A 24341-nucleotide genomic window follows, 5' to 3' on the forward strand; every position below is an offset into this window, starting at 1 on the left:
GCCACCATGCGTGCCGATCGCGTCTTCGCGTACGGCGCCACGGCGGGCCTGATCGGCGACCGGATCCTCGGGGATCCCCGCCGAGGGCACCCCGTGGCCGCCTTCGGACGAGCCGCCGCCGCAGTCGAGCGCTCCCTGTGGCGCGACGACCGCGGCCGGGGCGTCCTGCACACCCTGCTGTGCGCCGGGGGCGCGGCCGCCGTCGGCGCGCTGGCCGCCCGCTCGATGCGCTCCCGGCCCGCGGCCGCCCGTATCGCCCTGACCGCCGCCGCCACCTGGGCCGTCGTGGGCGGCACCTCGCTGGGCCGTGAGGCCCGCGCCATCGGCGGCGCGCTCGCCGCCGGGGACGTCGAGGTGGCCCGCGAGCGGCTCCCGCACCTGTGCGGCCGCGACCCGCACTCCCTGGACGGGCAGCAGATGGCCCGGGCCGTCGTGGAGTCCGTCGCCGAGAACACCTCCGACGCGGTGGTCGGGGCCCTGGTCTGGGGCGCCGCCGCCGGGGTCCCCGGCCTGCTGGCGTTCCGCGCCGTCAACACACTGGACGCGATGGTCGGCCACAAGTCCCCCCGCCACCTGCGCTACGGCTGGGCATCCGCCCGGCTCGACGACCTCGCCGGCTGGCCCGGAGCCCGGCTGACGGCCCTGGCCGCCGTGGTGGCCGGCCCCGACCGACGCGGAGCCGTACGCGCCTGGCGCGCGGACGCCGCCGCGCACCCGAGCCCGAACGCCGGTCCCGTCGAGGCCTCCTTCGCCGGGGCGCTCGGCGTCAGACTGGGCGGGACCCTGGCCTACGGCGGCCGGGTGGAGCACCGGGCCGTCCTGAACGGCGGAGCGGGGCGGCCGGTGGAGGTCGCGGACATCGAACGGGCGGTACGGCTGTCGCAGCAGGTGACGTGGCTCGCCCTGGGCGCCTGCGTGGCCACCCGGCTGCTGGTGGCACGAGTACGAGGGGGACGCGCATGAGCGGCACGAGGCGCGGAGGCGGACTGCTCGTCGCCGGTACGACGTCGGACGCGGGCAAGAGCGTGGTCACCGCGGGCATCTGCCGCTGGCTGGCCCGCCAGGGCGTGAAGGTGGCGCCCTTCAAGGCGCAGAACATGTCGCTGAACTCCTTCGTCACCCGGGAGGGCGCCGAGATCGGGCGCGCGCAGGCGATGCAGGCCCAGGCGGCCCGCGTGGAGCCGACCGCTCTGATGAACCCGGTGCTGCTCAAGCCCGGAAGCGACCGCAGCAGCCAGGTCGTGCTGCTGGGGAAGCCCGTGGGCGAGATGAGTGCACGCGGCTACCACGGCGGGCGGCAGGAGCAGCTCCTCGGCATCGTCACGGACTGCCTGGAGCAGCTTCGGGGCACGTATGACGCCGTGATCTGCGAGGGGGCCGGCAGTCCGGCGGAGATCAACCTGCGCCGGACCGACATCGTGAACATGGGCATCGCGCGGGCCGCGCGCTTCCCGGTGGTCGTGGTCGGCGACATCGACCGGGGCGGGGTCTTCGCCTCCTTCTTCGGGACGACGGCGCTGCTCTCCCCGCAGGACCAGGCGCTGATCGCCGGTTACATGGTCAACAAGTTCCGCGGCGACGTGTCGCTGCTGGAGCCCGGCATGGAGATGCTCCGCGGCCTGACCGGTCGGGCGACCTACGGGGTGCTGCCGTTCCGGCACGGGCTGGGCATCGACGAGGAGGACGGCCTGCGCGTCTCGCTGCGGGGCGCGGTCCGCGAGTCCGTGGTGGCGCCGCCCGTGGGCGAGGACGTGCTGCGGGTCGCCGTGTGCGCGGTGCCGCTGATGTCGAACTTCACGGACGTCGACGCGCTCGCGGCCGAGCCGGGGGTCGTGGTGCGCTTCGTGGACCGCGCCGAGGAGCTGGCCGACGCGGACCTGGTCGTCGTACCGGGCACCCGCGGCACCGTGAAGGCGCTGGCGTGGCTGCGCGAACGGGGGCTGGCGGACGCGCTGGCGCGGCGGGCCGCCGAGGGCCGGCCGGTGCTGGGCGTCTGCGGCGGCTTCCAGGCGCTGGGCGAGCACATCGAGGACGACGTCGAATCGCGGGCGGGCTCGGTGGAGGGCCTCGGACTGCTGCCGGTGCGGGTGCGCTTCGCGCCCGAGAAGACCCTGGCCCGACCCACCGGAACCGCGCTCGGCGAGCCGGTGGACGGATACGAGATCCACCACGGGGTGGCCGAGGTCCTGGGCGGGGAGCCGTTCCTGGACGGCTGCCGGGTGGGTGCGGTGTGGGGCACGCACTGGCACGGCTCGCTGGAGTCGGACGGCTTCCGCCGGGCGTTCCTGCGGGAGGTGGCGGCCGCCGCCGGGCGGCGGTTCGTGCCGGCCCCGGACACCTCCTTCGCCGCGCTGCGCGAGGAACAACTCGACGTGCTGGGCGACCTGATCGAGGAACACGCCGACACGCACGCACTGCTGAAGCTGATCGAAGCCGGGGCCCCCGCCGGGCTCCCGTTCCTCCCGCCGGGCGCCCCGTGACGCCCGGGGCCCCGCGCCTTCAGCCCCGTCGGCATTCGGGGTGCGGGGGTCCGGGAGCGGAGCCCCCGCCCCGGCGCCGCACCGGCACGGGGAACAGCCCGCACACGCACATGCACACGCACACCCGCATCCGCATCCGCATCCGTCCAGAGAGAGGCAACGCATGAGCACGCCCTATCCGTTCACCGCGGTGGTCGGCCAGACCGACCTGCGGCTGGCGCTCCTGCTGAACGCCGTGAGCCCGGCGGTCGGCGGGGTGCTCGTGCGCGGCGAGAAGGGGACCGCCAAGTCCACCGCCGTGCGCGCGCTTTCCGCGCTGCTGCCGGCCGTCGACATCGTCCCCGGCTGCCGGTTCTCGTGCGCCCCCGTCGCGCCGGACCCGGACTGCCCCGACGGTCCGCACGAGGCGGGCCCCGGCGGCGCCCGGCCGGCCCGCATGGTGGAGCTGCCCGTGGGCGCCTCCGAGGACCGCCTCGTCGGCGCCCTCGACATCGAACGGGCCCTCGCCGAGGGCGTGAAGGCCTTCGAGCCCGGCCTGCTCGCCGACGCCCACCGCGGAATCCTCTACGTCGACGAGGTCAACCTCCTCCACGACCACCTGATCGACCTGCTGCTGGACGCCGCCGCGATGGGCGCCTCGTACGTGGAGCGCGAGGGCGTCTCCGTCCGGCACGCGGCCCGCTTCCTGCTCGTCGGCACCATGAACCCGGAGGAGGGCGAGCTGCGGCCGCAGCTCCTCGACCGCTTCGGGCTGACCGTCGAGGTCGCCGCCTCCCGTGAGCCCGCCCAGCGGGTGGAGGTCGTCCGCCGCCGGCTCGCCTACGAGGACGATCCCGCGGGCTTCGCCGCCCGCTGGTCGGGGGACGAGAGCGAGGTCCGCGCCCGGGTCGTGGCCGCGCGGGCGCTGCTGCCACAGGTCCACCTCGGGGACAACGCCCTCCTGCAGATCGCCGCGACCTGCGCCGGGTTCGAGGTCGACGGCATGCGGGCCGACATCGTGATGGCGCGGACGGCTGCCGCGCTGGCCGCCTGGGCGGGGCGGACGGCCGTGCTGAAGGAGGACGTGCGGCAGGCCGCGCTGCTCGCGCTCCCCCACCGCCGGCGCCGCAACCCCTTCGACGCGCCAGGCCTGGACGAGGACAAGCTGGACGAGATCCTCGACCGGTTCCCCGACGAGGAGCCGCAGGACGAGCCCGACCCGGACCCGGAGCCGGACTCGGGGAGCGGCCCCGAGCCCGACCCGGACGGGGGCCCCGAGAACCCGCAGGGGCCGGACGACGGCGGCCCCGACGGCGGCGGGGTGCCCCCGCAGGGTGGCGGACCCCAGGACGCGCAGCCCCCGGCGGAGCCCGCCGGGGCTCCCGCGGACTCCCCGGAGGCGGCCCTGCAGTCCCCCGCCCAGGAGGCCGGCGGGCCCGAGCAGGCCGCCGTACGGGCCGCCGAGCCGTTCCGGACCAAGATGCTGAGCGTTCCGGGGCTCGGTGAGGGCGCCGCCGGTCGGCGTTCGCGCGCCCGTACCGCGCACGGCCGCACCACCGGTGCCCAGCGCCCCCGCGGCCAGCTCACGAAGCTGCACCTGGCGGCGACCGTGCACGCGGCCGCCCCGCACCAGAAAGCGCGCGGCCGCGCCGGGCGCGGCCTGGTGATCCGCAAGGACGACCTGCGCCAGGCGACCCGCGAGGGTCGCGAGGGCAACCTCGTCCTCTTCGTGGTCGACGCCTCCGGCTCCATGGCGGCCCGGCAGCGGATGAGCGCGGTCAAGGGCGCCGTGCTGTCGCTGCTCCTGGATGCCTACCAGCGCCGGGACAAGGTCGGCCTGGTCACCTTCCGCGGCGCCGCCGCCGAGCTGGCGCTGCCGCCCACCTCCTCGGTGGACGCGGCCGCCGCCCGGCTGGAGAAGCTGCCCACCGGCGGCCGCACCCCGCTCGGGTCCGGGCTGCTCAAGGCCCACGAGGTGCTGCGGATCGAGCGGCTGCGGGATCCGAGCCGCCGACCGCTGCTGGTCGTGGTCACCGACGGGCGGGCCACCTCGGCCGGGGCCGTCGGCGGCGACCCGCGCGAGCTGACGGCGCGCAGTGCCCGGCTGCTGGCCGCCGACGGGGTCGCGTCCGTCGTCGTGGACTGCGAGTCGGGCCCGGTCCGGCTGGGCCTGGCCGGGGCGCTGGCCGCCGACCTCGGCGGCCCGGCCGTCACCCTCGACGGGCTGCGGGCCGACTCCCTGGCCGGGCTCGTGAAGGACGTACGCACCGCAGTGACAACTCCCGCTTCCCACACCACCAGGAGGGCCGCGTAATGCCTCAGGGACAGCCGTCCGTCGTTCCGGACGACGGACTCACCACCCGCCAGCGCCGCAACCGCCCGCTCGTCTTCGTCCACACCGGACCAGGCAAGGGCAAGTCCACGGCGGCCTTCGGGCTGGCGCTGCGCGCCTGGAACCAGGGCTGGCCGATCGGGGTCTTCCAGTTCGTCAAGTCGGCGAAGTGGAAGGTCGGCGAGGAGAACGCGCTGAAGGTGCTCGGCGCCTCCGGCGAGGGCGGCGCCGTCGTCTGGCACAAGATGGGCGAGGGCTGGTCCTGGGTGCAGCGGGACGCGCAGCTCGACAACGAGCAGGCGGCCAAGGAGGGCTGGGAGCAGGTCAAGCGCGACCTGGCGGCCGAGACGCACAAGCTGTACGTGCTGGACGAGTTCGCGTACCCGATGCACTGGGGCTGGATCGACGTCGACGAGGTCATCGAGGTGCTGCGGAGCCGTCCCGGCACGCAGCACGTGGTGATCACGGGCCGCAACGCGCCGGAGAAGCTGGTGGAGTTCGCCGACCTCGTCACCGAGATGACGAAGGTCAAGCACCCGATGGACGCCGGCCAGAAGGGCCAGAAGGGCATCGAGTGGTGACCTCGTCCGACATCCCCCGGCTGGTCGTCGCCGCGCCGTCGTCGGGCACCGGCAAGACCACCGTGGCCACGGGCCTGATGGCGGCCTTCGCGGAGCGCGGCCTCGCCGTGTCCCCGCACAAGGCCGGGCCCGACTACATCGACCCCGGCTACCACGCGCTGGCCACCGGCCGGCCGGGACGCAACCTCGACGCCTTCATGTGCGGCCCGGAGCTGGTCGCTCCGCTGTTCGCGCACGGGGCGGCCGGGTGCGACCTGGCCGTGGTCGAGGGCGTGATGGGGCTCTACGACGGGGCCGCGGGCCGGGGCGAGCTGGCATCGACGGCGCAGGTGGCGAAGCTGCTGCGGGCACCGGTGGTGCTGGTGGTCGACGCCTCCTCGCAGTCGCGGTCGGTGGCGGCGCTGGTGCACGGCTTCGCGTCCTTCGACCCGCAGGTGCGCCTCGGCGGCGTGATCCTCAACAAGGTCGGCTCCGACCGGCACGAGGTGATGCTGCGGGAGGCCCTGGAGGAGGCGGGGATGCCGGTGCTCGGTGTCCTGCGGCGAGCCCCTCAGGTGGCCACGCCCTCGCGCCACCTGGGGTTGGTGCCGGTGGCCGAGCGGCACGCCGACGCACTGGCGGCTGTGGCGGCGCTGGCCGAGCAGGTCAGGGCGGGCTGCGATCTGGACGCGCTGATGGCCCTGGCGCGGACGGCCCCGCCGCTGTCCTGCGAGCCGTGGTCGCCGTATCCGGCGTCGGAGGCGTCGGAGGCGCGGGGGTCGCGGGGCGGCACTCCCGGCGACGGGGCGGCACCGGTCGTCGCCGTGGCCGGCGGGCCGGCCTTCACGTTCTCGTACGCCGAGCACGCCGAGCTGCTGCGGGCTTCGGGGGCGGAGGTCGTCACCTTCGACCCGCTGCGGGACGAGGCGCTGCCCGAGGGGACCGGCGGCCTGGTGATCGGTGGCGGCTTCCCGGAGGTGTACGCACCCGAGCTGTCCGCCAACAGGGCACTGCGCGAGGCGGTCTCCGCGTTCGCCGCGGCCGGCGGTCCGGTGGCGGCCGAGTGCGCCGGGCTGCTGTACCTGGCGCGGTCGCTGGACGGTGAGCCCATGTGCGGGGTGCTCGACGCGGACGCGCGGATGTCCGAGCGGCTGACCCTGGGGTACCGCGAGGCGGTGGCGGTGTCGGACAGCTCGCTCGCGGCGGCCGGGACCCGGCTGCGCGGGCACGAGTTCCACCGGACGGTGATCGAGCCGGGTGCCGGTACCGCTCCGGCGTGGGGGTTCACCCACCCGGAGCGCCGGGTGGAGGGATTCGTCCAGCGGGGTGTGCACGCCAGCTACCTGCACACGCACTGGGCGGCGGAGCCGTCCGTCGCCCGCCGTTTCGCCGAGGCCGCGGCCGCGCGGACGGCGGCTGTACGGGATGCCGCGGCAGCACGGCCGTGAACCCTGCCGGCTCACTCCGCGATGCCCACCACGAGCCAGATCCCGGCCACCCCGCCCACTGTGCACATCAGCGTGGACAGGGCGGGGTGCTTGTGGTGCGCCTCGGGCAGGATCTCGGCGGCCGCGAGGTAGAGCAGGAGGCCTCCGAAGAACCCGAGGTACGCGCCGAGGGGTTCCTCCGGAAGGGTGAACAGCACAGTGGACGCGGCGCCCACCACCGGGGCGGCCGCGTCCGCGAAGAGCATCAGCAGGGCCTTGCGTCGGTCGTTCCCGTAGAGGCTGGTGAGGGTGTAGGTGTTGAACCCGTCGGCGAAGTCGTGGGTGATGACGGCCAGCGCCACGGCCACGCCCATTCCGCCGCCGACCTGGAAGGCCGCGCCGAGCGCCACCCCGTCGGCGAGGCTGTGGGCGACCATCGCGGCGGCCGCGGTGAGCCCGACCTGCGGGACGCGCACGCCGTTCTCGGCGCCGTGCGCGGCCTGCCGCACGGCCAGCAGCCGTTCGACGACGTGGGCGACCAGGAAGCCGGCCACGAAGAGCAGCAGGGCGAGCGGGACGCCGAAGACCTCTCTGCCTGCCGCGTGCAGGGCTTCCGGGAGCAGGTCGAGGCCGACGACGCCGAGCATCAGCCCGCCCGCCAGGCCCAGCACGAGGTGGCGGCGGTCGGTGACGCGCTGCGCCGTCCAACCGCCCAGCAGGGTCATCAGGAACGCGCCCAGCGCCACGATCACGGCCATGTGCCCCTGAATACAGACTCCTCGGTCCGCGCGCACGTCCGCGCACGGGTGGCGGGCGTAGCGGTGTTGACGAGCGAACGGTGTCCGGTGACGTGCCGGTGACCGTGACTACGGAGGGAGGCCCCGCTGTGGGCGAGTACACGACGCGGCTGGTGGTCGGGGTCGGCGGCCGGGCGGGGGTCTCCGTCGAGGAGGTCTGCGCCCTGGTCGAGGAGACGCTGCGGGGCGCCGGGTTGGCCGCGGAAGCGGTGGCGGCGCTGGCCACGGTGGACTCCAAGGCGGCCGAGGCCGGGATCGCCGGTGCGGCGGAACGTTTCGGCGTGCCCGTCCTCGGCTATCCCGCGGACCGGCTCGCCGCGGTCGCCGTACCGCACCCCTCGGAGGCGGTGCGGGCCGAGACCGGGACCCCCTCGGTGGCGGAGGCCGCCGCCCTCATGGCGGGCGGGGAACTCCTCGTGCCCAAGCGGCGCTCTCTGTCGGCCACCTGCGCGGTGGCGACGTCCGAGGCGCACGACCTGCGCCATCACGGGGACGCCGAGGTGGTGGACGCGGGCTCCGCCATCGTGGACCTCGCGGTCAACGTACGGGCGCACACGCCCCCGGAGTGGCTCAAGCAGCGGATCGCCTCCTCCCTCGGGGACCTCGCCGCGTATCCCGACGGGCGGGCCGCCCGCGCGGCGGTGGCCGCCCGGCACGGGCTGCCGGTCGAGCGGGTACTGCTGACGTCCGGCGCGGCGGAGGCTTTCGTGCTGATCGCGCGCGCCCTGGGCGCCGTACGGCCGGTGGTGGTGCATCCGCAGTTCACCGAGCCGGAGGCGGCCCTGCGGGATGCCGGGCACGTGGTCGGGCGGGTGGTGCTGCGGGCCGCGGACGGGTTCCGGCTCGACCCGGCGGCCGTGCCGCAGGACGCGGACCTGGTGGTCGTCGGCAATCCGACCAACCCGACGTCGGTGCTGCACCCGGCGGCGGTCCTGGCCGGGCTGGCCCGTCCGGGCCGGATCCTGGTGGTGGACGAGGCGTTCATGGACGCCGTCCCGGGCGAACGGGAGGCCCTCGCGGGCCGGACGGACCTGCCGGGGCTGGTGGTGCTGCGGAGCCTGACGAAGACGTGGGGGCTGGCGGGGCTGCGGATCGGCTACGTGCTGGCCGAGCCCGAGGTGATCTCGAAGCTGGCGGCGGCGCAGCCGCTGTGGCCGGTGTCCACGCCCGCCCTGGTGGCGGCCGAGGCATGCATGGCTCCGGCGGCGCTGGCGGAGGCCGAGGAGGCGGCGCGCCGGATCGCGGTCGACCGGGCGCATCTGCTGGCCGGGCTCGCCGAGTTCGACGAGGTCAACGTCGCGGGCGTGGCGGAGGGGCCGTTCGTCCTGATCCAGGTGGCGGGCGGTGCGGAGGTCCGCACCCGGCTGCGGGCCCTGGGCTTCGCGGTCCGGCGCGGGGACACCTTCCCCGGGCTGGACCGGAGCTGGCTCCGGCTGGCGGTGCGCGACCGGGCGACGACGGGCCGGCTGCTGCAGGCCTTGGACCGCGCCCTGGCCCTGACCTCCCGCTGACCCCCACGATTACCTTCGGCACCCTTTCTGACCTGCACATACCTGGGGGCTCCGGGGCCGGGTCCACTCGAACGGCCCACCTACGATGGCTGTGGGGACGGGGCCGTTCGAGGATCCCCGCATCGGTTCGCGAACAAGGGGGGTCCAAGATGAAGGCATCCGCCGCGGCAGGCGCAGCGCTGGCCGCACTGATGGTCACGGGCGGCGCACTGTACGCCGTACCGCAGCTGCTCGGCGGGGACGGCGCCCGCTCCGCGCAGCAGCAGCTGGGGGTCGAGCCGGGCCGGGCCGGGACCTCCCGGCCGGCGGCACCCGCCGCCCCCGCGGGGCAGCCGTTCACCCTGGTGGCGACCGGTGACATCATCCCGTACCCGTCGATCATCCAGCGGGCGGGGGACGACGCCGGCAAGGCCGGGGAGTACGACTTCCGGAAGATACTCGCCGGGGTCAAGCCCCTGGTGTCCGCCGCAGACCTGGCGATATGCCATCACGAGATACCGTACGGGCGCCCCGGCGGCCCCTATACCGGCTATCCCGCCTTCAAAGCCCCGCACCAGCTGGCGGACGCGCTCAAGGACGCCGGTTACGACGGCTGTTCCACCGCCTCGAACCACACGCTGGACGACGGCTACGAGGGCCTGGCCCGCACCCTGGAGCACCTGGACCGGGTCGGCATCCCGCACGTCGGCTCGGCGCGCAGCGCTGAGGAGGCCAAGGCCCCGGCCCTGCTCTCCGCGGGCGGTGCGAAGGTCGCCCAGCTGTCGTACACGTACGGCACGAACGGCATCCCGCTCCCCCGGGACAAGCCGTGGGCCGTGAACCTGATCGACAGGGACCGGATCATCGCCGACGCCCGCGCGGCCCGGGCGGGCGGCGCGAACGTGGTGGTGCTCAGTGTCCACTGGGGCACCGAATGGCAGACGGCGCCCGACGAGCAGCAGAAGGAACTGGCGCAGGCGCTGACCGCCTCCCGCACGGCCGACGGCCTCCCCGACATCGACCTGATCATCGGCACGCACAACCACGTGCCGCAGCCCTACGAGAAGATCAACGGCACCTGGGTGGTCTTCGGCATGGGCGACCAGGTCGCCAGCTTCGTCCCGGCCGACAAGCTGCGCGGCAACCAGTCCTCGGTCCCCCGTTTCACCTTCGCCCCGGCGGCGGACCGTCCGGGCCGCTGGGAGGTGGTGAAGGCCGAGTACCTCACGCAGTACTCGGACATGGGCCCGCCGTTCCGCGTCGTCTGCGCCTCCTGCGAGGCAGCCGACGGGGCGCTCCCGGCCGCGAAGCGCGACGAGTACGCGCGGATCGACCGGCAGGTCACCGACGCCGTGATGTCGCGGGGCGCGGCGGGGCAGGGACTGGCCCGCGCCACCCGTTGAGCACTCCCCTCCGATGTGCTCGCCGGGTGGCGGGGGTTCCCGTACCCCGGCCCGCCGGGCGGCGGGCCGGGGTACGGGCCGGCCGGCGGGCCTACTGGATCTTGCCCCGGCGGGTCAGGAAGAGCGCGCCGCCGCCGAGCGCGAGCAGGGTCAGCGCACCGCCCGTGATGTAGGGGGTGAGCGAACCTCCGCCGGTTTCCGCCAGGTTGGCGCCCGCGGCGGTGCCCGGACCGGTGCCGCCGGAACGGGCGGTGGTGCCCGAGCCGGCGGTGGCTCCGCCGCTGCCCGTCCCGGTCTGGGTCCTGATGTCGGGCTGCTCGGGCGCCTTCGTCGTCGGGGCCGCGCCCTTCGGGGACTCGCAATGCGCCTCGGCCAGCACGATCTCGCCGTCGACCTGTGCCACGTTCAGGTTCAGCGGGTTCACGGCCACCTTCAGGCGGAGCGCGGCCGCGGCGGCCGTGGTGGAGGTGGTCTCGGTGCCGGACAGCTCCAGGCTGACCATGCCCACCCCCGGGACCTCCACCTTGGTGGGGCCGCCCGCCGACAGGGTGACCTTCTTGCCGAGCGCGGTCACCGTGCCGAGGACGTTCGCGCTGGCCACCGGCCTCTTGCCGGCCTCGCAGACGGCCTTGGAGGTGACCTTCTCGACCTCGATCAGCGAGAGCAGCGGCAGCCCCGGCACGTGCACGCGCGCCTTGGCCAGGTTCGCCTCGGCCTCCGCCTTCGTCTTGTCCGCGGTGGCCTTGGAGGTGGCGACGTCCGCGCGCAGGACGCTCACGGGATTGTTCCCCTCGACCCCGTCCAGGGTGACGGTCAGCGCCGTCTTCTCGGCCTTCGCGGGGGCGGTGACCTCGTTGAGGGTCGCCTTCAGCGGGACGTGCACGGACTTGTTGAGCAGGCCCACGTCCAGGCCGGTGCGCAGGACGACGGCGCCGGACTTGCCCTCTCCGCCGGCGGGGGTGCCTCCCGTGGCGGAGGCGGGCGGTGCCGTGAGCAGGACGACCGCTCCCGTGGCGAGCAGAGCGGCCGCGGGCATGCGGAAGGTGTTGCTGTTCAAGGTGTGGAACCCCCGGGGAGTTGGGTGCCGCCGCACGGCCAATGGGGGACATCGCGCGCGCCGACGGCTTCGACCCTGGGAATCCTTACTCAATGTGGGTGACGGGGCAGCTACCTGAGGTCACTTCACCCCAACGGGTGTTTTCCGTGTGGGGTTTCGATTTGCGGCCCGGCTCACCGCACCGTCAGGCCCTGACCCTGCCGTCGACGACCACCCGTCGCGGCTGCGCGAGGACACCCACGTCGGCCCGCGGGTCGGCGTCGTAGACCACCAGGTCCGCCGGCGCGCCCTCGGTGAGCCCCGGCCTGCCGAGCCATTCGCGCGCCGCCCAGGCCGTCGCGGAGAGGGCGTCCAGTGCCGGGATCCCGGCCTTCACCAGCTCGGCGACCTCCGCCGCGACCAGCCCGTGCGGCAGGGAACCCCCGGCGTCGGTGCCGACGTAGACCTGGATGCCCGCGTCGTAGGCGGACCGGACGGTGTCGTAGCGACGCTCGTGGAGCCGCCGCATGTGCGCCGACCACCGGGGGAACTTCGCGTCGCCGCCCGCCGCGAGCTTCGGGAAGGTCGCGATGTTGACGAGGGTGGGGACGATGGCGACCCCCCGCTGCGCGAAGAGGGGGATGGTGTCCTCGGTGAGGCCGGTGGCGTGTTCGATGCAGTCGATGCCCGCCTCGACGAGATCGCGCAGCGAGTCCTCGGCGAAGCAGTGCGCGGTGACGCGGGCGCCCAGCCGGTGCGCCTCGGCGATGGCGGCCTCGACCTCGGCGCGCGGCCAGCAGGCCGTCAGGTCGCCGGCGTCGCGGTCGATCCAGTCGCCGACCAGCTTCACCCAGCCGTCGCCGCGCCGCGCCTCGCGGCCGACGTACTCGACGAGGTCGGCCGGCTCGATCTCGTGGGCGTAGTTGCGGATGTAGCGGCGGGTGCGCGCGATGTGCCGGCCCGCCCGGATGATCTTCGGGAGGTCCTCGCGGTCGTCGATCCAGCGGGTGTCGGAGGGCGATCCGGCGTCGCGGATCAGGAGGGTGCCCGCGTCCCGGTCGGTGAGTGCCTGGCGTTCGGCCGTGCCGGCGTCGACCGGGCCGTGGGCGTCCAGTCCCACGTGGCAGTGCGCGTCGACCAGTCCGGGCAGGACCCAGCCGGTCACCGTGGTGGTCTCGCGGGCGCCGGGCGGGCGCCCGTAGGAGACGCGCCCGCCGACCACCCAGAGCTCGTCGCGCACCTCGTCGGGCCCGACCAGCACCCGCCCCTTCACGTGCAGCACGTCGCCCGTGCCGTTCACATCGCTCACATCGCTCATGGCGGCACTGTACGTGCGGCCCCCGCGGCGTCAGGAGGCGGAGATGACGTCCAGGAGCCGGTCCACGTCGGCCTCCGTGTTGTACAGGTGGAAGGAGGCCCGCAGGAGGCCCGCACGGGCCGAGGTGAGGATGCCGGCCGCCTGCAGGGCGGGCTGCCGGTCGGCGAGGCCCGGCACGGAGACGATGGCGGCGTCGCCGGGCACGGGCTCGTGGCCGAGGCTCGCCAGTCCGGCGCGGTAGCGGGCGGCCAGGGCGGTGTCGTGGGCGTGCACGGCCTCGATGCCGATCCGCTCGATCAGGGCGAGGGAGAGGGCCGCCGCGTGGTAGGCGAGGAAGGCGGGGGACTCGTCGAACCGCCGTGCGGAGTCGGCCAGTTTCGGCATCGGTCCGTAGACGGCGTCCCACATGGACTCCGCGGCCACCCAGCCGGCGTGCAGCGGGGTCAGGGTGTTCTGGGCCTCCCTCGAGACGGTCATGAAGGAGGCTCCGCGGACGCTGAGCAGCCACTTGAAGCCGACGGTGACCGTGTAGTCGTACGGCGAGGCGTCGAAGGGGAGCCAGCCCGCGGCCTGGGACGCGTCGACGAGCATCCGGGCCCCGTGCGCCGCCGTCGCCTGTCGCACCGCCGCCAGGTCGGCCTTGCGCCCGTCCGCGGACTGTACGGCGCTCAGCGAGACCAGGGCCGTGTCCGGGCCGACGGCCTCGGCGAGGGAATCCAGCGGCGCGAACCGCACCTTCAGGTCGTCCCGCACGACGAACGGGTTGATCACGGAGGCGAAGTCGCCCTCCGGGCAGAGCACTTCCGCGCCGGAGGGGAGCGAGGCCGCGACGAGGCCGACGTGGGTCGACACGGCCGAGCCGACGGCCACCCGGTCGGCGTCCACCCCGACCAGGCGGGCGAAGGAGGCGCGGGCGCGGTTCACGCGGTCGAAGTCGCCGAATCCGGCGGGGATCCCGGCCCCGGCCGCCTCGGCCAGCTCCCGTACGGCCGCGACGGCGGCACGCGGGACGACTCCGCAGTTGGCGGAGTTGAGGTAGGTGGTGGAGTGGGCGAACTCGGCACGGGTCGCTTCGTCGATCGGAAGATCCATGCCGTCAACTCTGCGCCAGGAAGTGCCCAAAGTCCATTGCCGAGTTTCACCCACCCAACCCAAGTAGTACTTATACCTGCGGGGCGGTGCACGCCCCGTCGGGCTCGCACGCGTCGGCCGCGGCCGCCGGCTGCTCCACCTCGCGCCCTGCCCACGCCTGCTCCAGGGCGCGCGTGAACACGTCGGCCGGCTGTCCGCCGGAGATCCCGTAGCGGCGGTCGAGGACGAAGAACGGCACGGCGTTCGCACCCAGCTCGGCGGCCTCGCGCTCATCGGCCCGGACTTCGTCGGCATAGGCGGAACCGTCGGCGAGGACGGCTCGGGCCTCGGCCTCGTCCAGGCCGGCCTCGACCGCGAGCGTGATCAGCACCTCGGGGTCGAAGACCGAGCGCTCCTCGGCGAAGTTGGCCCGGTAGGCGAGGTCGAGCAGCTCCTCCTGCCGGCCCCGGGCGTCGGCCAGGTGCAGCAGCCGGTGGATGTCGAAGGTGTTTCCGTGGTCGCGCCCCTCGGTCCGGTACCCGAGCCCCTCGGCGCGGGCGCTCGCGGCGACGTGCTGCTCCATGCCGCGCGCCTCGCTGAGGGTGCGGCCGTACTTCTCGGCGAGCATCTCCACGACGGGGGCGGTCACGCCCTTGGGGCTGCCCGGGTCGAGCTCGAAGGAGCGGAAGACGACCTCCACCTCGTCGCGGTGCGCGAACCCGGCCAGCCCCTTGGTGAAACGGGCCTTGCCGATGTAGCACCAGGGACAGGCGATGTCGCTCCAGATCTCGACGCGCATGATCCTTCTTCTCTCCGGGGTCGCTGATGGGACGCTGACGGCTGACGGCTGACGGCTGACGAACCGATGAACCGACGAACCGGACGCTTCATCGTTCAACCATCAGTTGTGCGAACCATCCGGCCTTCCGTCCCATTCCCCGGACACGGCGGGCATCGGCGGCAGGCAGCGGGCGGCGGCCGCGGGCGGCCTCAGGCGACGTCCAGCCAGAGGGTGCGGTGGCTGCCCGACGCGGTGGCGGCAGGATCGGGCTGCCAGCCCTGCGCGGCGTAGAAGGCCTGGGCCCGGAGGTTGTGCTCGTAGACCTCCAGACGGACCCGGCGGACGCGGGCGCGGCGCCAGACCTCCAGGCAGGCGGCGTGCAGGGCGGCCCCGGTGCCCCGGCGCCAGTGGACAGGATCGACGTGGAGCTGGGTGAGGGTGGTCTCGCCGTCCTGCGTGCGGAAGGCGGCGACACCGGTGAGCTCGCCGTCCTCCTCGGCGCACAGCACCCTGCCCTCGGCGGGCCCGCGGGCGACGGCCGCGGTCCAGCCCTCGCGGGTGCGGGCCAGCTCGGCTTCCCCGGCGTAGGCCTCTTCGGGTATGTGGCCCTGGTAGTAGGTGGCCCGCGCCCTGGTGTGGAGGGCGGCGATGGCGTCGAGGTCGGCGGGGTGCGCAGTCCTGATCACGAAGACAGATACGCGCCGGGAACCCCGTCGGTTCCCGGCGCGTCGGACATCGCGTCCCGCGTGCCTACTTCTTCAGCCAGGCCTGCATCATCTTCTGCGCGATGGGCGCGGCCAGTTTGCCGCCGCCGATCTCGGAGCGGTCGGTGTCGGAGTTCTCGATCACCACGGCCACGGCGATCTGCTTGCCGTGCGCCTTGCCGTACGAGGTGAACCAGGCCAGCGGCGCGAGGCTGTTGTTCACCCCGCGCTGCGCGGTGCCGGTCTTGCCGCCCACCTCGGCGCCCGAGACCTGGGCCGGCTTGCCGCCGCCCTCGGTGGCGACCGTGCGCATGGCGTCCCGGATCATCGAGGCCGTCTTCTCCTTCATGATCTGCTGGGACTTCGGGTCCTTGAAGCTCTCCAGCACGTTGCCGTCGGCGTCGGTGACCTCGGAGACCATGTGCGGGGCGACGAGCTTGCCGCCGTTCTCGATCGCGGCCGTGACCATCGCCATCTGCAGCGGGGTGGCCTGGACGTCGAACTGGCCGATACCCGTCTGCGCGACCTGGTCGATCGACATTTTCCTGGACGGGTACTTGCTCGGGGGGTTGGTGCGGACCGGGGTGTCGATCTGCGTGTTGAAGCCGAGCTTCTCGGCGGTCGCGCGCATCTTGTCCTGGCCGAGCTTGGCGGCCAGCTCGGCGAAGACGTTGTTGCAGGACAGGCGTAGGGCGGTGCGCACCGAGACGTTGCTGCAGGCCGCCGAGCCCGCCTCGCTGGGCAGCGGGGTGCGGGTGCCGGGGATCGTGTACGGGTCGGGGATGCCGGTCTGCTGGTCGATGTCGCTGACCAGGCCGTGCTCGATCGCGGCGGCGAGAGTGACCAGCTTGAAGGTGGAGCCGGGCGCCTGGGGCTTGCGGAGCGCCACGTTCTCCATCGCCTTGCCGTTGTCGGCGGAGAGCGCGTCCCACGCCTTCTGGTCGGTGGCGCCGGCGATGCTGCCCGGGTCGAAGGAGGGGTTGTTCACGACGGCGAGGATCTCGCCGGTGGCGGGGTCGATGGCCACGGCGGCGCCCTGCTTGCCCTGGAGCGCGTCGTAGGCGGCCTTCTGCACGTCCTTGTCGATCGTGGTCAGGACGTTGCCGGGATCGGCACGCTTGTTGGTGAGCACGTCCATCACGGTCTTCAGCCGGCTGTCGGAACCGTTGAGGACGTTCTTGTAGACGCCCTCCAGCATGCTGGTGCCGAAGGCCTGTGAGCTGTAGCCGGTGACGGGCGCGTAGAGGGGACCGTCGACGTAGGTCCGCTTGTAGCCGAAGTCCTTGCCGCCCGTCTTCTCCGAGCCGGTGATCGCCTCCCCGCCCACGATGATGTTGCCCAGCGGGTTCTCGTACTGCCCGATGAGATTGCGGCGGTTGTGCTTGTCGTCTGCGAGGGCCTGGCCTTGGTACGCCTGCACCCAGGTGACCCGGACCAGCAGGGCCAGCACCAGGAGCAGACAGAAGACCGACGCACGCCTGATCGTCTTGTTCATCCCCCGGAAGGACGTACCGGCGGCCCGGGGCGTTCCGCTCTGCCCCGATTGTGGCCGACTTCTCAGACTTTCCTCATGATGAAACCTCCCTCGTAGGCCGCGATGACCGCCTGGGTGCGGTCGCGGGAGCCGGTCTTGGTGAGGACCGACGCGACGTGGGTCTTGACCGTCTGCGGCCCGACCCCGAGGCGTTCGCTCACCTCGTGGTTGGTCAGTCCGGTGGCCATCAGGCGCAGCACGTCGGCCTCGCGGTCGGTGAGCCTGGCGATCCAGGGGGCGGGGGCGGGAGCTGCCGCGTGGGTGAGGGCGAGGGAGCGTACGGCGGCCGGGAAGAGCAGCGAGTCGCCGCGGGCGACGAGCCGGACCGCCCCGATCAGCTCGTCGGGGTCGGCGCGCTTGAGGAGGAAGCCGACGGCTCCGGCGCGCAGCGCGTCGTAGACGTAGGCGTCGTTCTCGAAAGTGGTGACGACCACGATCCTGGGCGGCTCGTCCATGGTGGCGAGGATCTGCTCGGTGGCCCGGATGCCGTCGATCTCGGGCATCCGGACGTCCATCAGCACCACATCGGGGGCGAGGGACCGCACGAGGGGGACCGCTTCGGCGCCGGTGGCGGCCTCGCCGACGACCTCCAGGTCGGCTTCGACCTCGAGGATGACCCTCAGCGCGGTGCGGACCATCCGCTCGTCGTCGCAGAGCACGATGCGCAGCGGCGGCCGGGCCGCCGGGGCGGCGGCCGTCATCGGTCGCGCCCCGCCAGCGGGAGGGCCGCGCGCAGCCGCCACCGGTCCTCATGCGGGCCGGCCTCGACGCTGCCGCCGAGCAGCGCGGCCCGCTCCGCGGCGCCGCGCAGTCCGCGGCCCCCGGTGGCGCGGGGCTCCCGGCCCTCGGGCGCGGCCGACGGATTGGTCATGGTGATCTCCAGTTGTCGTTGACCGGTGTCGCGGCCGGCCCGGACGAGGATCCGCAGGTCCACGGGGCCTGTGCCGTGGCGCAGTGCGTTGCTGAGGCCTTCCTGCACGATCCGGTAGGCCTCCCGCGAGGTGATCTCCGGGAGGCGGGCCCAGTCTCCCGCGCTCCCGGGGTCCTGGTGCGCGGTGACCGTGGTGCCCGCTGCGCGGGTGCGGGCCAGCAGCCCGTCGAGGTCGGCGGCGAGGGTCGGGGCGGGGACCGTCGCACCGTCCGGCCGGGCCGGGTCCCCTTCGCGCAGCAGGCCCAGGACGGCGTCCAGCTCGCCCACCGTCCGCCGCGTGGTGTCCTCGATCGCGGTGAGCGCCTCCCGTACGAAGTCCGGGTCGCGCTCCAGCATCCGCCGGGCCGCCGCCGCCTGGAGGGTGACGGCGCTGAGCGCGTGCCCGACCGCGTCGTGCAGCTCCCGGGCCAGCCGGTTGCGCACGGCCAGGTCGGCTGCCCGCTCCTCGGCCGCCAGGAGCCGGTCCGCCGCCGTGGGCCCGAGCAGTACGGGCGCCAGCCGGGCCAGCAGCTCCCCGGCCCCGGCCGCGCACAGGGCGAGTGCGGCCAGCAGGCCGATCCCGAGGAGAGGGGCCGTGTAGGTCTCGACGCCCGTGTGGAACCACCCGAAGCCCAGTCGGACTTCGTGCAGACCGCTCACGAACGGCAGCACCATCAGCACCACCGCCATGGGCGGCACCGCCAGGGTCATCCCGCTGACCAGAGCTCCGACCCCCAGGTGCAGGGTCCACCAGGCCGAGGCCCGTCCCCGCGCGGCCCAGGACCGCGCCGGCCCTTCCGCGAGCCGCTCCCCCGGCACCGCGCACATCGCCCGGACGGCGCTCACCGACAGCGGCCGAACCAGCCCGTACACCCCGGTGACGGCGGCCAGCGGCAGCGCCGCGGCGTAGGCCGCGAGGGACAGCGGCAGGGACGACAGCGCGTTGGCTCCGTCGGCCGCCATGCCGACGCCCACCGTGGCGAGGAGGAAATACGGCATCAGCAGGGCGCCGCCGAGGATCTGGTGGACCCATCGCAGCCGGGCCCGTGCTCCCAGCAGCCGGCCCAGGCCGTCGCGCATCAGCCGGCGCGTCGGGATATGAGGAACCGGGCGAGGACGGCGGTGGCGAGCGATCCCGTGGCCATCTGGCCAGCGTAGATCAACCGCGCTGCGGCAAACCCTCCTTCACCGTCGTCCAACTGCGGCCCCAGCGAGGCGATCAGCATCCAGGCGCCCCACGCCAGGGTCGCGGCGGCACCGACCCAGGCGAGCCCGAGCGGCCACCGCGCCCGCAGCGCCCCGCCGCGGGCCAGGAGCAGCGTCCCCGCTCCTGCGGCGAGCGCGCACAACGCGTGGGCCACGGACCCGACGGCGCTCTCCACCGAATACGCCCCGGCCCGCTCGGCGCTCAGCCCGGCCGTGCCGCCGAAGGCCCAGTACAGGAAGATCGCGGCCAGCACCAGGGCGCCCGAGGCCCCGGCTGCCGCCACCACCCCCGTGGGCGACGGCAGCCGCTCGCCCACCGCGCCCTGCCACCTCCGGCCCCACCGGCGGCGTGCATAGGGCACGAACAGCGCGGCCAGGGCGAGGCCTTGGACGGTGAAGCCCGTGTACACGACAATGAAGACCCAGGAGTCCAGGAAGGGCTCCCGCGCGGCCGCCGCCTCCGGGCCGGTCCCGAAGCCGAGGGCCCGTAGGAGCAGCTGGCCCGGGAACCCGAGGAGGATCGGGGTCAGCAGGCCCGTGGCGGTGAACACCGGAACGGTCAGCATCCAGGCGGGCGTTCTCAGCCCCCAGGGTCTGGTGAGCACCAGGACGAGCAGGATCACGCACGCGTCCATGGCCAGCGTGACGGCATTGACCACCATGAGGAACATTCCGGCCTCCAGCAGCACGCTGCCGTCCGGTATCCCGATCCGGCTGCCGGACAGCCAGGCGGCCTTCAGCGCCAGATACGGCACCGTGGCCGCCAGGGCCACCGCCGCGAGGACCTGCTTCCCGGCCCCGTGGGCGGGCGCGGGGGCGGCTGCGGGGGCGGGTGCGTCGTCGCGGGCGGGCGCGGGGCCCGGGTCGGAGGACTGCGGTGCGTGCGTCGTGTGAACGGCTCGTCTGGTCATGCCCCAACGGTCCCGCGGGCAGCGGCCCTCCACCTCCCCCTCAATGGGGAACCGCCTCCCCCGCGCGGGGGAGGAAGCAGGCGGCCCCGCGGCGGCGCAGGCGCTGTCGCACCCCGCCCCACGACGTCGCCCACACCGCCCCACGCACCGTCACACCCGGCGCCCAGGCACCGCGCGACGCACCGTCATGCGGCGCGTCACGCACCGTCACATGGACCGCCCCACGCACCGTCACATGCGGCGCGTCACCACCGACAGCCGGTCGCGCGCCTCGAAGAGCGCCGCCTTGATCACCTGCTCGTGACCCGGCGTCAGCCGGGCCACCGGCACCGAGCAGCTCACCGCGTCCCGGGCCGGCGTGCGGTACGGCACGGCCACCCCGAAGCAGCGCAGCCCGAGGGTGTTCTCCTCCCGGTCCAGGGCGTAGCCCTGCTCGCGCACCAGCTCCAGCTCCTCGATGAGCTGCTCCCGGTCGGTGATGGTGTGCTCGGTGACCGCCTCCAGCCGCCGCGGCAGCAGCGCCCGCACCTCCGCGTCCGAGTGCGTGGCGAGCAGCGCCTTGCCGAGCGCCGTCGAGTGCACGGGCAGCCGCCGCCCGACCCGGGTGAAGGGCCGCAGGTAGTGCTGGGACTGCCGGGTGGCCAGGTACACCACGCTCGTCCCGTCGAGCCGGGCCAGGTGGATGGTCTCCGTCGTGTCGTCGGAGAGCCGGTCCAGGGTGGGCCGGGCCGCGGCGACCACCTCGTCGCCGTCGATGTACGAACTGCCGACCAACAGGGCCCGTACGCCGATGCCGTACCGCGTGCCCGTCGCGTCCGTCTCCACCCAGCCGAGGCTCACCAGCGTGCGCAGCAGCATGTAGAGGCTGGACTTGGGCAGGGAGAGGTCGCTCTGGATGTCGGCCAGGCTGTGCAGTCCCGGCCTGGCCGCGAAGTGCTCCAGCAGCAGGACGGTCCGGACCGCCGATTTGACGGGCGCCGCCTGGGCGTGGATCCCCGACTCGGTCGTCGTCATGCGCCTGCTTCCCCTCTGGTCGCCTCTTGTCACGCGGAGGACCCGGAAATAGAGTCCGCAGCAGATGTGATCATTCATCCACCGGAACCGCGTTCAGAATACTGAACGATCCAGGAGGCAGCGGGCCATGGCAACGACACCAGTCTGGAGTGTGGACCCCCGCACCGGGAAGCAGCGCGAGCAGGTTGCGGTGGAAGCCACAGGCCGCGAGGTGGACGAAGCCGTACGGGCCGCCCATGCCGCCCGCGGCCCGCTCGCGGACGCCGCCGTCCGCGCCGCCTTCCTGCGCACCGCGGCCGCACTGCTCGACGAGGCCGCCGCCCACGTCATCGAGGCCGCCGACGCCGAGACCGCGCTCGGACCGGGCCGGCTCACCGGCGAACTCGCCCGCACCACCGGCCAGCTGCGCGCCTTCGCCGACGCCGTCGACGAGGGGTCCTACCTCGACATCCGGATCGACCGGGCCGACCCCTTGCTCACCCCGCCGCGCCCCGAGCTGCGCCGTTACAAGGTCCCGCTCGGCGTGGTCGCGGTCTATGCCGCCTCCAATTTCCCGCTCGCCTTCTCCGTCCCGGGCGGAGACACCGCGAGCGCGCTGGCCGCGGGCTGCCCGGTGGTGGTCAAGGTGCACCCCGACCACCCCGCCACGTCCGAGCTGTGCGCCTCGCTGCTGCGCCGGGCGGCCGTCGCGAACGGGCTCCCGCCCGAAGTGGTGGGTGTGGTCCACGGGTTCGACGCGGGCCTGGAGCTGATCCGCCACCCGCTGGTGTCGGCTGCCGGATTCACCGGTTCCATCCGGGGCGGCAGGGCACTGTTCGACGCGGCCGCCGCCCGGCCCGTGCCGATTCCCTTCCACGGCGAACTGGGCTCCCTCAACCCCGTCGTGGTCACCCCGGCCGCGGCCGCCGAGCGGGCCGAGGAGATCGGCGCCGGCCTGGCGGGCTCGGTCACCCTGGGTGTCGGCCAGTTCTGCGTGAAGCCCGGCCTGGTCCTGGTTCCCGACGGCGCGGACGGCGACCGGCTCACCGGCGAGCTCGCCAAGGCCCTCGGCGAGACCGAGCCCGGGGTGCTGCTCGACCACCGGATGCGGGAGAACTTCGTCTCCGGGGTGCGCGAGCGGGCCGCGCTGCCCGGCGTCGACGCTCCCGTCACCCCGGGATCCGGCGGCGAGCACACCGTGGGTGCGGGCTACCTGACGGTGCGGGCCGAGGACCTCCTCGCGGGCGACGGGCACGACGTCCTCCTGGAGGAGTGCTTCGGCCCGGTCACCGTCGTCGTCCGGTACGCCGGCCAGGCCGAGGCGGGCGCCGTCCTCGGTCGCCTCGGCGGGAACCTGAGCGCCACCCTCCAGCTGTCGGCCGCCGAGGCCGAGGGCGGCCCGGGCCCGGCCGCCGAGCTGATCGCGCAGGTCACGCAGCTGGCGGGGCGGATCGTGGTCAACGGCTGGCCGACCGGGGTCGCGGTGGCACCGGCCCAGCACCACGGCGGGCCATACCCGGCCGCCACCTCGCACTCCACCTCGGTGGGCGGTACGGCGATCGAGCGCTGGCTGCGGCCGGTGGCCTACCAGTCGGTGCCGGACGCGCTCCTTCCGGCCGAGCTGCGCGAGGCCAATCCGCTGGGCCTGCCGCGCCGGGTGACCGGCGGCTGACCTCGGCGGCCCCGGGGGCCTCCGGATCGCGGATCCGAGGCCCCGGGGATCCGAGGCCCCGGCCGCCCTCCGCGCACGGTCAATCCCGTTGCCCTTCCCGCCCCCGCGGGGCAGGCTGCGGACCATGCCGAGACCACACGGGTTCACATTCGACCGACGCAGCGGCGGCAGCGTCGTCATCACCCACCAGGGCCGCACCGCGGCCACCCTGCGCGGGGACCGCGCCGCCGCGTTCCTGACCGAAGTGGAGGCCGGGGATCCGCAGCTCGTGATGGCCCGGTGGACCGGCTCGTACAAATTCGGCAACGAGCGCACCGCGAAGAACCACCCCCGCAACCGGCGCGGAAATATCCCGCGAAGGTAAGGGAACGGCAAAGCACCTCCGCTCGTTCTCCGGGCATGACCGCTATGACCCCTGGATCCAACCTGCCGCTCAACGCCGTCCGCGTGACGGTCGACGTGGCTGCGCCGGTGCGGCTCGACGTGTCCGCCCTGCTCCTCACGGCGGACGGCAAGGTGCGCTCCGACGCCGACTTCATCTTCTTCAACCAGCCCTCAGGGCCCGGTGTCGCCTACCGGTCCGGCGGGGGCGCGGCGCCGGACTCCGTCACCGTGGACACCTCCGCGGTGCCCCCGGGCATCGAGCGGATCGTGGTCACGGCCAGCCCCGACGCCGCCGGGCAGACCTTCCAGGGCATCGAGCCCACCGCCACCGTGCGCAATGCCGACGGCGGCGCGGTGATCGCCTCGTTCACCCCGCCGCAGCTGGCCACCGAGACCGCGCTCGTCGTCGTCGAGATCTACCAGCGCGGCGGTGTGTGGAAGGTCCGCGCGGTCGGCCAGGGGTACGCGAACGGCCTCGCCGGCATCGCCACCGACTTCGGGGTGAGCGTGGACGAGGAGCCGGCTCCCGCAGCCGCCGTCACCCCGCCCGCACCTCCCACGCCCGCCGCACCCCCCGTCCCGCCGACGACCCACCAGCCCTCCCCCTGGCTCACCGCCGGCGCCGGCACCCCCGCCCCGGTCACCCCGGCCCCCGCCCCCGCACCCGCCGCGCCCCCGGCCGCACCGCCCGCCACCGGGAAGATCAACCTGGACAAGGGCCGGGTCAGCCTCCAGAAGAACCAGACCGTCTCCCTGGTCAAGGGCGGCCGCCCGCTGCTCTCCCAGGTCAAGATGGGGCTGGGCTGGGAGCCCGCCTTCCGCGGCCGGGACATCGACCTCGACGCGTCCGTCATCGCGTACGGCCCGCAGCGCAACCACATCGACAGCTGCTACTTCGGCAAGCTGTCCATCCTGGGCGGCGCCGTCAAGCACTCCGGGGACAACCTCACGGGCGAGGGCGCGGGCGACGACGAGGTGATCGTCGTGGACCTCGGCCGGATCCCCTCCGACGCCACGGGCCTGGTCTTCACGGTCAACTCCTTCACCGGCCAGAAGTTCACCGAGGTGGCCAAGGCCTACTGCCGCCTGATCGACGCGGCCAGCGGCGAGGAGCTGGTGCGCTTCGACCTCACCAGCGCCGAGCCGCAGACGGGCGTGATGATGGCGAAGCTCATCCGCCAGTTCTCCGGCGAATGGGAGATGACGGCCATGGGCGAGTTTGTGAAGTCGCGCACAGTGCGCGGCATGGTCAAGCCCGCCGCGCAGGCGCTCTGAGCAGGTGGGCGGGCACGGACGGCCACCGTGCGGGTTCGCGGGTGATGGATGCCACGCGTAATCCGTGGGTGGCTGTCA

21 protein-coding genes are annotated in these 24341 nt (G+C 74.1%); 10 read left to right on the forward strand and 11 right to left on the reverse strand.

What is annotated here, in order from left to right; translation table 11 throughout:
- Positions 1–6 precede the first annotated feature (6 nt).
- From ACZ6JS_RS25250 to ACZ6JS_RS25270, 5 genes are all read left to right on the forward strand, one after another.
- On the forward strand, positions 7–963 hold the full coding sequence (locus tag ACZ6JS_RS25250) for a cobalamin biosynthesis protein (protein ID WP_469301174.1): 957 nt from the start codon (positions 7–9) through the stop codon (positions 961–963).
- Positions 960–2480 carry a cobyric acid synthase gene (locus ACZ6JS_RS25255; RefSeq protein WP_469301175.1) on the forward strand — a complete coding sequence of 507 codons (1521 nt, stop codon included), beginning with the start codon at positions 960–962 and terminating at the stop codon, positions 2478–2480. The genes ACZ6JS_RS25250 and ACZ6JS_RS25255 overlap by 4 nt, the downstream gene beginning before the upstream one ends.
- A 163-nt stretch (positions 2481–2643) precedes the next feature.
- Positions 2644–4773 carry a putative cobaltochelatase gene (locus ACZ6JS_RS25260; protein ID WP_469301177.1) on the forward strand — a complete coding sequence of 710 codons (2130 nt, stop codon included), beginning with the start codon at positions 2644–2646 and terminating at the stop codon, positions 4771–4773.
- A complete protein-coding gene (cobO, locus tag ACZ6JS_RS25265; protein ID WP_469301179.1) occupies positions 4773–5372 on the forward strand; it encodes a cob(I)yrinic acid a,c-diamide adenosyltransferase in 600 nt (199 codons plus the stop codon). Before ACZ6JS_RS25260 ends, cobO begins: the two co-directional genes overlap by 1 nt.
- On the forward strand, positions 5366–6799 hold the full coding sequence (locus ACZ6JS_RS25270; RefSeq protein ID WP_469301181.1) for a cobyrinate a,c-diamide synthase: 1434 nt from the start codon (positions 5366–5368) through the stop codon (positions 6797–6799). Before cobO ends, ACZ6JS_RS25270 begins: the two co-directional genes overlap by 7 nt.
- 11 nt (positions 6800–6810) lie before the next feature.
- On the opposite strand, the gene ACZ6JS_RS25275 is transcribed toward ACZ6JS_RS25270, so the two are convergent.
- Positions 6811–7536, reverse strand: a complete 726-nt coding sequence (locus ACZ6JS_RS25275; RefSeq protein ID WP_469301183.1) for a ZIP family metal transporter — start codon at positions 7534–7536, stop codon at positions 6811–6813.
- A 128-nt stretch (positions 7537–7664) separates the two neighbouring features.
- Between ACZ6JS_RS25275 and cobC the strand changes: the two genes are divergently transcribed.
- Positions 7665–9086, forward strand: a complete 1422-nt coding sequence (cobC, locus tag ACZ6JS_RS25280) for an Rv2231c family pyridoxal phosphate-dependent protein CobC (RefSeq protein ID WP_469301184.1) — start codon at positions 7665–7667, stop codon at positions 9084–9086.
- 149 nt (positions 9087–9235) lie between these two features.
- A complete protein-coding gene (locus ACZ6JS_RS25285) occupies positions 9236–10468 on the forward strand; it encodes a CapA family protein (RefSeq protein ID WP_469301186.1) in 1233 nt (410 codons plus the stop codon).
- Positions 10469–10559: 91 nt separating this feature from the next.
- Here ACZ6JS_RS25285 and ACZ6JS_RS25290 read toward each other — a convergent pair whose 3' ends face one another.
- The 10 genes from ACZ6JS_RS25290 to ACZ6JS_RS25335 form a co-directional block, all read right to left on the reverse strand.
- A complete protein-coding gene (locus ACZ6JS_RS25290) occupies positions 10560–11525 on the reverse strand; it encodes an SCO1860 family LAETG-anchored protein (protein WP_469301188.1) in 966 nt (321 codons plus the stop codon).
- Between the two features lie 184 nt (positions 11526–11709).
- Positions 11710–12822, reverse strand: coding sequence for an amidohydrolase family protein (locus ACZ6JS_RS25295; protein WP_469301189.1), 1113 nt, complete (start codon positions 12820–12822; stop codon positions 11710–11712).
- 30 nt (positions 12823–12852) lie between these two features.
- A complete protein-coding gene (locus ACZ6JS_RS25300) occupies positions 12853–13914 on the reverse strand; it encodes an aminotransferase class V-fold PLP-dependent enzyme (RefSeq protein WP_469301191.1) in 1062 nt (353 codons plus the stop codon).
- Between the two features lie 70 nt (positions 13915–13984).
- Positions 13985–14692, reverse strand: coding sequence for a DsbA family oxidoreductase (locus ACZ6JS_RS25305; protein WP_469301193.1), 708 nt, complete (start codon positions 14690–14692; stop codon positions 13985–13987).
- Positions 14693–14883: 191 nt separating this feature from the next.
- On the reverse strand, positions 14884–15360 hold the full coding sequence (locus tag ACZ6JS_RS25310) for a GNAT family N-acetyltransferase (RefSeq protein WP_469301194.1): 477 nt from the start codon (positions 15358–15360) through the stop codon (positions 14884–14886).
- Positions 15361–15424: 64 nt separating this feature from the next.
- A complete protein-coding gene (locus tag ACZ6JS_RS25315; protein ID WP_469301196.1) occupies positions 15425–16873 on the reverse strand; it encodes a peptidoglycan D,D-transpeptidase FtsI family protein in 1449 nt (482 codons plus the stop codon).
- Positions 16874–16935: 62 nt separating this feature from the next.
- Positions 16936–17613: a response regulator transcription factor gene (locus ACZ6JS_RS25320; protein WP_469301197.1), complete on the reverse strand. Its 678-nt coding sequence runs from the start codon at positions 17611–17613 to the stop codon at positions 16936–16938.
- On the reverse strand, positions 17610–18902 hold the full coding sequence (locus ACZ6JS_RS25325; RefSeq protein ID WP_469301199.1) for a sensor histidine kinase: 1293 nt from the start codon (positions 18900–18902) through the stop codon (positions 17610–17612). Before ACZ6JS_RS25325 ends, ACZ6JS_RS25320 begins: the two co-directional genes overlap by 4 nt.
- Entirely contained in the window at positions 18902–19939 is a 1038-nt protein-coding gene (locus tag ACZ6JS_RS25330) for a hypothetical protein (protein WP_469301201.1), read from the reverse strand. Before ACZ6JS_RS25330 ends, ACZ6JS_RS25325 begins: the two co-directional genes overlap by 1 nt.
- Before the next feature lie 231 nt (positions 19940–20170).
- Positions 20171–20953, reverse strand: a complete 783-nt coding sequence (locus tag ACZ6JS_RS25335; protein WP_469301203.1) for an IclR family transcriptional regulator — start codon at positions 20951–20953, stop codon at positions 20171–20173.
- Between the two features lie 127 nt (positions 20954–21080).
- Here ACZ6JS_RS25335 and ACZ6JS_RS25340 point away from each other — a divergent pair, with 127 nt between their 5' ends.
- The 3 genes from ACZ6JS_RS25340 (at position 21081) to ACZ6JS_RS25350 (ending at position 24263) form a co-directional block, all read left to right on the forward strand.
- The gene (locus tag ACZ6JS_RS25340) at positions 21081–22604 is read left to right on the forward strand and encodes an aldehyde dehydrogenase (NADP(+)) (RefSeq protein ID WP_469301204.1); all 1524 of its coding nucleotides are present in this window, start codon (positions 21081–21083) and stop codon (positions 22602–22604) included.
- A 124-nt stretch (positions 22605–22728) separates the two neighbouring features.
- Entirely contained in the window at positions 22729–22968 is a 240-nt protein-coding gene (locus ACZ6JS_RS25345) for a hypothetical protein (RefSeq protein ID WP_469301206.1), read from the forward strand.
- 44 nt (positions 22969–23012) lie between these two features.
- Complete coding sequence (locus tag ACZ6JS_RS25350; RefSeq protein WP_469301208.1) at positions 23013–24263, forward strand: TerD family protein; 1251 nt, start codon at positions 23013–23015, stop codon at positions 24261–24263.
- The last annotated feature ends 78 nt before the right edge of the window (positions 24264–24341 follow it).

Source organism: Streptomyces sp. NPDC046349, from assembly GCF_055587885.1.